We start from the raw sequence: 11659 nt of genomic DNA on the forward strand, positions 1-11659 counted from the left end.
TCGCAAAATTGCGCATCTTCAACAGAATTCTGCGTTCTCGCTGTGCCAGCATTGCGATGGACTGTAGATCCGGGTGCGCCGGAGACGCCCTCACCGCCTCGTCCCCAGCACCCCCCGAGCGGCGGCGTCAGGCCTGCAACGCCGCCTCCACCGCTGCCAGCTCCTTCGCCGGGTCGACCGTCCGGGCCAGCACGTCCAGGTCGTCCCGGCTGTAGCGGGCGCTCACATCCTCGTCCCAGCGGGCCGTGGCGGTCCGCAGCGGCTCGACGGCTTCCATGAGGCGGCCGAGCCGGTGCAGGACGAGTCCGTAGTACCCGGCGGCTTCCGTTCGGTACGCGGAGTCGCCACCTTCTTCCCAGGCCACCTGGAGAAACGGCTCCGCCTCGGCGAACGCACCGCGCTGGGCCTTCAGTTTGCCCGCGAGCATGGCGTTCAGCGGGGACCCGTCGCCGGCCGCGCGCACATACCAGCGCTCGGCCTCCTGGTAGTCCCGGTGGTACTCGGAGAGCCACCCCATCTGGTTGCACGCGTCGTGGTGGCCCGCCTCGGCGGCCGTCCGGTACCACCGGTCGCGCAGCACGGGCCGGCGTAGCGCGCCGTACAGCTCCGCGAGGTCGTACGCCGCATCCTCGTGCCCGGCCAGCGCGGCGGGCTCGATCCAGCGGATCAGGTGGAGGTCGTCCGCGCCGGCCCAGTCGCCGAGGATCCTCCCGTACGCGTACGAGGCATGCACGTCGCCCGCCTCGGCCCGCTCACGCAGTCCGGGCAGTCGGCGCAGGTCCTTGCCGGGGCCGACGCCGCCGCCCGCGCGGATCGCGGCGATCCGGGCGAGCTGCTCGACCACGTCCTCGTCGTCCTCGCCGACCTCCCGGAACCAGCGCTCGGCCTCCTCGTACCGCCGCTGCCGTTTGTGGAGGAGCGCGAGGTTCCATTGGGCCCGCGGCTGCCCCTTGGCGGCTGCAAGGCCGTACCAGTGCTCGGCGTCGCCGAGGTCGCCGCGCTGCTCGTGCAGGACACCCAGGGCGTACGCGGCGCCTTCGTAGCCCTCCTCGTGGGCCTGGAGCACCAGGCCACGGGCCTCGGGCCAGGACTCCTCGCCGCCGGTCTCCGTCAGGAACACGGCGTGGTCCACGCGGGCGGCGGCGCTGAGCCCGGAAGCCCTGCGGTACTGACGGGCCGCCTCGATCGTCAGACCCGGGTAGTCGCGGAAGTGCTTCTCCAGGTCGAAGAGCGGGCGCAGCGCCTCGACGGCGGCGTCCCCGTCCCCGGCTGCCTCGGCGGCATCGAGTCCGGCCGCGACACGGTCGAAGTCCTCGCCGATCGAGTCGAAGAGCTGCGCCCAGCGGAAGACCGCGATGTCGCCCAGCTCGATGTCGCTCATCAGGAACTTCGACGCCTCCTCGAGACGCCCCTCGGCGGCGATCAGCTTGCCGAGCTCGATCTTGCAGTCGAGGTGGCGTCCGCCCTCCCAGCCGCGGCGGAACCATTCGACAGCCTCCGGATCACCGTCCTCGCGGAGCAGTACGCCGAGTCCGTAGGCGCATCCGGCGTGCCGGTCGGCGACGGCGCGGTAGAGCGCGTCCGCGGCCTGCCGGTCACCCCGGATCTTCCGGTACCGGGCCAGGGTGTAGTGCGAGAAGGCGTCGCCGGCCGCCACCGCCTGCTCCCAGTACGGGATGCCTTCGTCCACGTGCTTGCGGAGCACGAAGAAGTCGGTGTGCCGACGGGCGGTCTTGGCGTCGCCGGCACGAGCGGCGGCGACGAGCGCCTCTCCGTGGGCCTGTATCTCCTCCATCATGATCCACATCGTGCCAGGTGGCGCCAAGTCCCGGCCAACCGGTGGCTGTTCGCCGTCAGACGCGCAGCCACACCCCCGTGTCCCGCGGCAGACGCCCCTCGGCGTCGAGCGGTCCGCTGGCGAGGAGGACCCGCTCGTGCGGCGGGAGGGCGGCGGGCGTACCGGAGAGGTTGACGACGCAGACCAGACCGTTCGTACGGGCGAAGGCGAGCACCCCCTCGCCGGCGGGGAGCCAGGTCATCGGGCCGTCGCCGAAACCCTCCTCGGTGCGGCGCAGGGCCAGCGCCGTCCGGTACAGCGCGAGCATCGACTCCGGGTCGCTCCCCTGGCGGTCCACCGCGTAACGCGCCCAGTCCCGGGGCTGGGGCAGCCACGGCTCGGAAGCCGGACCGAAGCCGTACGAGGGTGCTTCGGCGGTCCACGGCAACGGCACGCGGCAGCCGTCGCGTCCGGGGTCGACGCCCTCGGAGCGGGCGTGCATGGGGTCCTCGATGCGGTCGAGCGGGATGTCGGCCTCGGGCAGCCCGAGTTCCTCGCCCTGGTACACGTACACCGATCCGGGCAGGGCGAGGGTCAGCAGCGCGGCGGCGCGGGCGCGCCGGGTGCCGAGGTCCAGGTCGGTGGGGGTGCCGAAGGCCTTCGTCGCGAAGTCGAAGCCGGTGTCGGCGCGCCCGTAACGGGTGGCGGTCCGGGTGACGTCGTGGTTGCAGAGGACCCAGGTCGCCGGGGCTCCGACCGGGGCGTGCTCGGCCAGGGTGTCGTCGATGGTGCGGCGCAGCCGGGCCGCCTCCCAGGGGCAGGAGAGGAAGTTGAAGTTGAAGGCGGTGTGCAGCTCGTCGGGGCGGAGGTAGCGGGCGAAGCGCTCGGAGTCCGGCAGCCAGACCTCGCCGACGAAGACCGCCTGGTACGTGTCGGCTATCGCGCGCCAGGACCGGTAGATGTCGTGGAGTTCGTCCTGGTCGATGTACGGGTGGGGGTCGACGCCCTCGACGAAGTCGGCGAGCGCGGGGTCCTTGGCAAGGAGCGCGGCCGAGTCGATCCGTACGCCGGCGACACCACGCTCGAACCAGAAGCGCAGGACGTCCTCGTGCTCGCGGCGGACCGCCGGGTGGGCCCAGTTGAGGTCCGGTTGCTCGGGGGTGAAGAGGTGGAGGTACCACTCGCCGTCCTCGACCCGGGTCCAGGTCCGGCCCGAGAACTGCGAGGGCCAGTTGTTGGGCGGGAGTTCGCCGTTCTCCCCGCGGCCGGCCCGGAAGTGGAACAGCTCGCGCTCGGGGCTCCCGGGGCCGGCCGCCAGGGCCGCGCGGAACCAGGCGTGCTGGTCGGAGACGTGGTTGGGGACGATGTCGACGATCACCCGGATGGAGAGCTCGCGGGCTTCGGCGATCAGCTTCTCGGCCTCGGCGAGGGTGCCGAAGGCGGGGTCGATGGTGCGGTAGTCGGCGACGTCGTACCCGCCGTCCACCAGCGGGGAGAGGTACCAGGGGGTGAACCAGACGGCGTCGACGCCGAGTTCGGCGAGGTAGGGCAGTCTCGCCCGGACGCCCGCGAGGTCCCCGGTGCCGTCGCCGTCTCCGTCGGCGAAGCTGCGTGGGTACACCTGGTAGATGACGGCGTCGCGCCACCAGTCGTCGGTGCGGTGCGAGTGAGGGGCTGCCACGTGACGGTCCTTTCGGGCAGGTCGGGGTTCTTCGTCGCCGGCCCGGTCGCTGCGGGGCGTGTGGAGGGCCGGCGACGAAGGCCTGGGGGTGCGCGGGTGCGGAGGCGGGAAGGGGTGCGGTCAGCCCTTGAGTCCGCCGGCGGTGAGACCGCTCATGATGTTGCGCTGGAAGACCAGGAAGATGAGCAGGGTCGGTACGGAGGCGATGGTCAGCGCGGCGATCAGCACGTTCACGGGCACGCCGTTGGACAGCGAGTAGATGCCGACGTTGAGCGTCTGTTTCGCCGGGTCGGGGAGGGTGAGCAGCGGCCAGAGGAAGTCCTTCCAGACCCCCACGACGGCGAAGATCGACACCACGCCCAGGATCGGCCGCGAGATGGGCAGCACGATCGACCACAGGATCCGCGTCGGGGAGGCCCCGTCCATCGACGCGGCGTCGAGCAGCTCCCTCGGGATCGAGTCGAAGAACCGCTTGAGCAGGAAGATGTTGAAGGCGTTGGTGACCGACGGCAGCCAGATCGCCCAGGGCGTGTTGAGCAGGTTGCGTTCCACGACCGGCACGTCCAGGACCGTGAGGTACTGCGGTACGACGAGGACGGTCGCCGGGATCATCAGGGTCGCCAGCATCAGGCCGAGGATCGCCTTGCCGAGGACGGGCCGCAGCTTGGAGAGCGAGTAGGCGGCCGCCACGTCGAGGACGAGTTGGAAGGCGAGCGCGCCGAACGCGTAGTAGAGGGTGTTGAAGAGCAGGGTGGCGAGGTCCATGACCTCCCAGGCCCGCGTGTAGTTCTCCGGCGTGAACGACCCGGGCACCAGGGTCGGCGGTGTCTGGATCACTTCCTGGGCGTCCTTGAAGCCGCTCGTCACCAGCCAGTAAAGGGGGCCGAGGAACGCCAGGGTGAAGCCGCCGACGACGACGGCGAAGACGGTCCAGTAGATGACCTTGCCTCGGGGGCGGGCGAGCTGTGACGGCGAGATGAGTGTGCGTGTGGACATGCTGGTCTCCCCGGTCCTACTCGTCCTCGGCGCGGCTGAGCTTCACGTACGCGGCCGAGAATCCGGCCAGGAGTACGAGCAGGAGCAGGCCGAGCGCCGCCGCGGCACCGTAGTTGTTGAAGTTGAAGGCGTACTGGTAGATGAGGTAGACGACCGTCGTGGTGGAGCCCTCGGGTCCTGCGCCGCCGGTGAGCAGGAAGGGTTCGACGAAGACCTGCATGGTCGCGATGATCTGCATGAGCAGCATCAGCGAGAGGATGAGGCGGGTCTGCGGGATGGTGACGTGCCATATCTTGCGGAGCAGGCCGGCGCCGTCCAGTTCGGCCGCCTCGTACAGCTCGCCGGGGATGGACTGGAGCGCGGCGAGGTAGATGAGGGCCGCGCCGCCCATGTTCATCCAGGTCGAGGCGATGACGACGGAGAGCATGGAGAGGTCGGGGTCCTGGAGCCACTGCTGCTCGGGCAGGCCGATCGAGGTGAACAGCTCGTTGAGCAGGCCGTAGCCGGGGTCGTACAGGTACTTGAAGAGGAGCACCGAGGCGACCGGCGGCAGCATCACGGGCAGGTAGACGAGCAGCCGGAGGTAGCCCTGTCCGTGGTGGAACTCGTTGATGACGAGGGCGACGACGAACGGGACGGCGAAGCCGAAGACCAGCGCGAGCACGGTGAACAGGAGCGTGTTGCGCCAGGCCTGCCAGAACGCCGGGTCGTTGAAGACCGTGACGAGGTTGTCGAAGCCGACCCAAGTGGTCGAGCCGCCCTCGGTCTTCTGGAAGGCCAGGAAGAACTCCCTGACCATCGGGTACCAGGAGAAGACCGCGAAGCAGAGGACCGCGCCGATGAGGAACCCGTGGGCGGTGAGGTTACGCCGCAGGCTCTTCGGGAACCGCCCGCCGGGGGGCGCGTGGTCCGCCTCGCGCGGCGGGGAGTGGCGGGGGGATCCCGTCTTGCTCGGGGTCAGGCTGGGGGCCGACATCGTCGCTCCTTGGTGCTGGTCTGCCGGGGTTGCCGGGTCGTCGTCCTGTGGATGGCCGAGGGCCCGGGCCGGGGCGGCTCTTCGGTCCGCCGCCCCTGCCCGGGATCCGGTCACCCGGTGGCGAGGACCTGGTTCACCTGCGACTCGGCGGTGGAGAGCAGCTTGTCGATGTCGGCGTCCTTGTTGGTGAGGATGCCCGACATCACGTTGTCGAGGACCTTGTAGACCTCCTGCGCCTTCGGCGGCTCCGCCTTGCCGGCGACGGGGTTGTCCATGAAGGTCTTGAAGTTCGCGACCGGCATGGTGGCGTGCTGCACGCGCGCGGCGTCATCCGTGGTCTTGGACTCGTTCAGCCAGAAGTTGGGCTGCGGTACGCCGACGGGCAGACCGTCCGCCTTGGCGCGGGACCACTCGAACTGGCCCTTCCCGACCGTGAGGTTCTTGAAGTTCAGCCAGGCGACGGCGGCCTTGATCTTGTCGGCGGAGATCCCCTTCTTGACCATGTAGTTGTTGCCGCCGGCCAGGGTGGCCTTCTCGCCGGGGATCGGGCCCATGCCGAAGTTCTCGTACTTCGCGCCGAGTTGCTGGACCATGTACGCGATGTCGTCGGGCGCGGCGAGGAACATGCCGAGCTTGTCGGTGGCTATCTGCTTCTGCAGGTCGCCCCACTTGAGCAGCTGGGTCTTCCCCATGCTGTCGTCCTCCCAGCGCATGGCGTGGAGGTTCTTCGCGACCTGCTTGCCGAGTTCGTTGTTGAAGGCGGCCTTCTTGCCGCTCGCGTCGACGACCTCGCCGCCCACGCTGTACATCTGCGCGGTGAAGTGCCAGCCACCGGTGTTGCCCGCGCTGTACTCGCCGAAGCCCGCGACCCCGTTGCCGAGTCCGGCGATCTTCTTCGCGGCGGCGCGGACCTCCTCCCAGGTGCGCGGCGGCGCGTCGGGGTCGAGCCCGGCCTGCGTGAAGAGCTTGCGGTTGACGAGCAGGCCCATCGTGTAGTTGCTGGTGGGCAGCCCGTACAGCTTGCCGTCCTGCTTGAGCGAGCCGAGGACGTTCGGGTCGATGTCCTTCAGGGCGGGGACCGTCTTGTCGTTGACGTACGCGGTGATGTCGGCGGCGCCGTCGTTGTCGAGAACCTGCGGCAGGTCGGTGAAGTAGGTGTAGAAGACGTCCGGCTGCGACTTCGCCTTGAGCATGGCGGTGAAGCGGGGCGGTTCGAGGCACTGGCCGGCGGTGGAGCGGCCCTCGATCGTGACGTTGGGGTACGTCTTGTTGAAGGCGGCGACGTCCTCCTTCCACTCCTTGAGCTCGGCCGCCTTCGCCGCCGGGGGCATGCAGTCGATGGTGAGCGTCACCTTGGTCTTCGGGTCCAGCGGAGCGGCGGGGTCGGACGAACCGCCGCCCTCGGAACCGCCGCTGCCGTTGCTGTCGCTGCTGCTCGTACCACAGGCGGCGAGCGCGGTCAGCGTGAGCGCGGAGACGAGGGTGACCGCGCTGGCGCGGCGCGTACGGCGGAACCGGGCACTTCTCATGGGTGGTCCCCTTCGGGCATGAACGTGGAGGTCACCCCACCGCCGGTGCGTTTTGTGGGGCGCGCCACACTCAACCACCCCCAACAAGTGAACGCAAGATATCGCGCTGATTTCGTAATTGCCTGACAAGAAAAAGAAGGAGACCGGGGAATCGGGGTCCCTGACGGTCGATCGCCCCCCACGCACGCAAGGCCGGCGCAAGCAGCCGCAAGCCGCCCGCGCCGACCTCGCCGGGCCTGCGCCCGTGGTGCCGCCGGGTCCCTGCCCGTGATGACCGGCGGTCGGCCGTGATGTCCGCCGGACCCGCTAGGGGTTGACGTTGATCTTGAAGGTGGACGTGGTGTTACGGATGTCCACCGCGTTGTTGCTCAGCTGAAGGCCGTTGAAGGTCACCTCCCCCACGGCCGGCCCCTGCCCGGACTCGGGCATCTCGTTGGCCCACAGACCGAAGCCGGACTTGGCGTCGTAGGCGTCCCCGCTCTTGCGCGCGCCCGTGATCGAGATGTCCGTGAAGACGGTGTCCTTGATGGGGAACTGCGGCTGCCCGCCGACGTAGTTCGTCTGGAACATCACGCCGCTGTACGTCGGGTCGACGATGTCGACCTGGTTGACCCTGATCCCCTGGAAGACCTTGGAGGCGGAGAACACCCAGATGCCCGGGAAGGTCTGCGAGCCCCAGAAGTGCCCGCCGGCCCGGACGATCGAGATGTTCTCGAAGGTCGTGGGATCGGTGCCGAAGCCGTTCATCGGGTAGCCGAAGTCCAGCGAGGAGATGGTGATGCCGGAGTAGACGAGCGTGTCCGCGATGTGGATGTTGCGGAAGGTGTTGTTGTAGCCGCCGTAGACGGCGACACCCGCGGCCCGCCAGGTCAGCGTCGACGTCAGGTTCTCGTAGACGTTGTTCTTCATGTCCGCGCCGCCCGCGTCGATCGCGGAGAACAGCGCGAAGCTGTCGTCGCCGGTGGCCCGGGCGTCGTTGTTGGTCACGAGGTTGTCCGTCGACCCGTTGGTCATGTTGATGCCGTCGGCGAACATGTTGCGGATCCGGGAGTTCTTGATGGTGATCCGGTCGGTGTTGGCGCCCCAGTAGAGGCACACCATGTGCTCGTTCCAGATGTCGTCGATGACGATGTCCGTGACGTTCGCGAAGTCGAACACCTTGCCCGGACCGTCGATCCTCGAGGTGTAGTTGCCGAAGTACGCGAAGCCCTTGAAGAGCGAGCCCTTCGCCGCCGCCTCGGCCCGGAAGCCGACGTCGGTGTTGTCCTGCGTCGAGGGCGCGTGGAACTTCGTGTACCAGGGGCCGGCGCCGACGACCTTCACGGGCTTTCCGTACACCTGGAACTTGCTCGACGTCTGGTAGTCGCCCGGCGGCAGGTAGACGCCGACGAGGGTGCCCGTGGTGTCCATCCGTACCTTGTCGAGGGCGTTCTGCACGTCCTGGTGGCCGAAGCCTGCCGGGATCGTGTACGTGGCCGGGTCGGGGTTGGCGACCGGCGCGACCTGCTCCAGGTTGATGAAGTCGATCGCGTACGGCTGGCTGTTCGCGGCGTCCTTCTGCAGCCGGATCCTGCTTCCCGCCCGCACGGTCTCGCCGAGCATGACGTTCGCCTCGTCGTAGATGTGCCGCGGGGCGCCGGACCCCGGCGAGTTGCCGGGCGCGGTCTCGGCGCCGTACAGCCAGGCGTACTTCGACGTCACCGGGAGCGCCTTCTTGAACACCCCGTCGACGTACACGTTGATCGTGGAGTCGATGCCGCCACCGCCCGGGGAGTCGGGCAGCGAGACGCGGGCGACCAGGGTGTTCGTGTCGGCGCGGGTGGTGAACTCGACGTACTCGCCCGTCGCGTCGAGGTTCACGGCCTTGCGGCCCGAGGCCTCGCCCGCGATGTCGCCGACGGTCCGGTTCGGGCCGACGACCTGCGCCCCTCCCCCGGCGGTGCCGTCCTCCGCCTCGTACATGTCGTACGGCATGTTGGCGCCGCGGCCGACGAACAGCGGCTGGGTGGAGGTGTTGTTGGCACGCTTGACCGGCAGTTCGTTGGCGTCGTCGGCGAGGACGACCCGCACGGTGTACGAGCCGTTGACGGCGGTCCAGGATCCGAGGCTCACCTCGACCGTGGCCCCGGCGGCGATGGCTCCGTTGTGCGCCCCGGTCAGCGTCCTGACCGTGGCACCGGTGGAGTCGACGAGGGTGAGCGTGATGCCGTGGCTGCCCGTGGCGCTCGCCACGGTGCCCTGGTTCTTCACGGCCACCTTGAAGGTGACGGCCTGGCCGGCCGCGGGGCTGGACGGCGACGTCGTGACCGAGGACGCGACCAGGTCGGAGCTGGAGACCGGCTTGACCACCAGGTCGGTGGGGCTGGTGAAGGTGTTGTTGGACTCGTTCTGTTCGATGACCGCGTTCGCCTCGTCGGCGACCGCGCTCAGCTGGTACGAACCGGCGTCCCGCGCGCCGATGGAGGCGCTGACCGTGGTCTGGGCGCCGGCGGCCAGGGCCCCGACCTGGGCGGTGGCGACCTTGGTGCCGCCGAGGCGCAGGGCGACGGCGCTGGCCGGTGCGGCGGCCGGACCGCTGTTGCGGACGGTGGCGCTGACCGTGATCGGGTCCGACTCGACCGGGGAGGCGGGCGAGGCGGTCAGCCCGGTGACCTCCAGGTCCGGGTTGGGCGCCGGAACGCCGATGACCTGGAACTCCGCCAACTGACCCGCCGAGGAGCCAGAGTTGGCGGTGAACTTCAGCTGGACGTCGGCGACCCGGGCGGAGAGCGGGATCGTGACGGTGTTGCCCCCGCTCGCCGGGTTGAAGGTGTAGCTCTTCGCGGCGACGAGGCTGCTGTGGCCGGACGCGCTCTGCTCGCGGCCGAGGACCTCGATCGTCTGGCTGCGGGTGGCCCAGGCGGCGTCCGGGTTGAGCTTGAGGACGAGCCGGTCGAGGTCGGCGTTGGAGCCGAGCTTCACGGTGAGGGTCTGCGGGTAGCTGCCGCCCGCGCCCTCCCAGTAGGTCGCCACGTTGTTGTCGTTGGCGTTGACCGCGGCGTAGGTGTGCACCGTGGAGGAGGCGGCGATCTCCTTGCCGACCGCCAGGTTGGAGCCCGTACCGCCGGTGCCGTCGCGGGTCACGGCGTTGCTGTTGGCCGACTGGTTGCCCGCCGCGTCCTTGGCACGGACGTGGTAGGTGACGGTGGCGGAGGCCGGCTGGGTGTCGGTGTACGTGGTGACGTTGCCGGCCACGCTGCCCCGGAGGGTGTTGTTGGCGTAGACGTCGTATCCGGTGACGCCCACGTTGTCCGAGGAGGCGTTCCAGGTCAGCTTGATCTGACCGGCGGCGGGCTCGGTGAGCGCGAGGTTCGCGGGCGCGGTGGGCGCCTGGGTGTCCCCCGTGTCGCCGGTACGGGTCACGGTGTTGCTGTCGGCCGACTGGTTGCCTGCCGCGTCCTTGGCGCGTACGAGGTAGGTGACGGTCTGGTTCGCCGGCCGGGTGTCGGTGAAGGTGGTGACTCCCCCGGCGACGCCGGTGAGCAGGGCGCCGTTGGCGTAGATGTCGTAGCCCGTCACTCCGACGTTGTCGGTGGCGGCGTTCCAGGTGAGCCTGATCTGGTCGGTCGCGGGCTGGGTGTAGGCGAGGTTCGCGGGCGCGGACGGGGCCTGGGTGTCGCCGGTCTGCGGGCCGTAGACCTCCAGCTCGGAGAGCTGGCCGGCGGGCTGGACGCTGTTCGCCGTGACCAGGACGCGGACGTACCGGGTGGTGGTGGCGTCGAAGGTGATCGTCGCGGAGTGTCCGCCGGCCGTGTCGAAGGTGTGCGCCTGGGAGGCGGTCAGGTCGGTGAAGGCGGTGCCGTCGGTGCTGCCCTGGATCTTCAGGGTCTGACTGCGGGTCTCCCAGGTGGAGGGCAGGCGCAGGACGACCCGGTCGACGCGGACGGCCGAGCCGAGATCGGCCTGGATCCACTGCGGGAGGGCGTTGTTGGCGCTCTCCCAGTACGTGGCCCGGTTGCCGTCGTTGGCGTTGCCCGCCGCGTACACCTCGGTGTGGCTGCTCGCGGTCAGCGTGCGTCCGCTCGCCAGGTTGACGGAGGAGCCGTCGGCGGCGTGCACCTCCAGCTCGGAGAGCTGGGCGGCCTGCCAGCCGGTGTTGGCGGTGATGTCGACGCGGACGAACCGCGTCTGGGTGGCGGGGAACGTCACCGTGACGGTGTTGGCCGCGCCCGGGGTGAAGGTGTAGGTGGCGGAGTTCTTGAGGGTGGCGAAGCTGGTGCCGTCGGCGCTGCCCTGGACGGAGAGCGTCTGGTTACGGCTCTCCCAGCCGGCGGGCAGTTTCAGGACCACCTCGTCCACGCGGGTCGTGGTGCCGAGGTCGGCCTGCACCCATTGGGGCAGGCTGCTGCCCGCGCTCTGCCAGTACGAGCCCTGGTTGCCGTCGGTGATGTTGCCGGCGCCGTACTCGGCCACGGCGCTGCTGGCCGCGGCCGCGTCGCCGAGGGCGATGTTGGGGCCGCCCGCGGCCTGCGCGGTCACCAGGGGACCGCCCAGTGCCAGGAGGCTGGTCGCGACCACGGCGCTCAGGAACCGTGGTCTCCAGTCGGAGAAGATGCTCATCTGTCCTCTCAGTCCTCGATCTCGATCTCGGCCTCGTGCCCGACCGGCGACGAGGCACGGCTCAGTGGCGGCGGCCCCGCCGGAACGGGGCCGCCGCACGG

At 69.7% G+C, this 11659-nt stretch carries 6 protein-coding genes; all 6 read right to left on the reverse strand.

The genetic code is table 11. The features are described from left to right. Positions 1–127: 127 nt before the first annotated feature. The 6 genes from Q5762_RS11380 to Q5762_RS11405 all read right to left on the reverse strand — a co-directional run bounded on the left by Q5762_RS11380 (position 128) and on the right by Q5762_RS11405 (position 11558). On the reverse strand, positions 128–1798 hold the full coding sequence (locus Q5762_RS11380; RefSeq protein WP_315891894.1) for a tetratricopeptide repeat protein: 1671 nt from the start codon (positions 1796–1798) through the stop codon (positions 128–130). A 55-nt stretch (positions 1799–1853) separates the two neighbouring features. Beyond that, positions 1854–3458, reverse strand: a complete 1605-nt coding sequence (locus tag Q5762_RS11385; RefSeq protein WP_315891895.1) for a glycoside hydrolase family 13 protein — start codon at positions 3456–3458, stop codon at positions 1854–1856. A 120-nt stretch (positions 3459–3578) separates the two neighbouring features. Continuing rightward, positions 3579–4454, reverse strand: a complete 876-nt coding sequence (locus Q5762_RS11390) for a carbohydrate ABC transporter permease (RefSeq protein ID WP_315891896.1) — start codon at positions 4452–4454, stop codon at positions 3579–3581. A gap of 16 nt (positions 4455–4470) precedes the next feature. Continuing rightward, positions 4471–5430 carry a sugar ABC transporter permease gene (locus tag Q5762_RS11395; RefSeq protein WP_315891897.1) on the reverse strand — a complete coding sequence of 320 codons (960 nt, stop codon included), beginning with the start codon at positions 5428–5430 and terminating at the stop codon, positions 4471–4473. 110 nt (positions 5431–5540) lie between these two features. Continuing rightward, on the reverse strand, positions 5541–6959 hold the full coding sequence (locus Q5762_RS11400; RefSeq protein ID WP_315891898.1) for an extracellular solute-binding protein: 1419 nt from the start codon (positions 6957–6959) through the stop codon (positions 5541–5543). 306 nt (positions 6960–7265) lie between these two features. Beyond that, positions 7266–11558 (reverse strand): discoidin domain-containing protein, encoded by a 4293-nt coding sequence (locus Q5762_RS11405; RefSeq protein ID WP_315891899.1) that lies wholly within the window; start codon positions 11556–11558, stop codon positions 7266–7268. Between the last annotated feature and the right edge of the window lie 101 nt (positions 11559–11659).

The organism is Streptomyces sp. P9(2023), from assembly GCF_032436795.1.
Classification (GTDB): Bacteria; Actinomycetota; Actinomycetes; order Streptomycetales; family Streptomycetaceae; genus Streptomyces.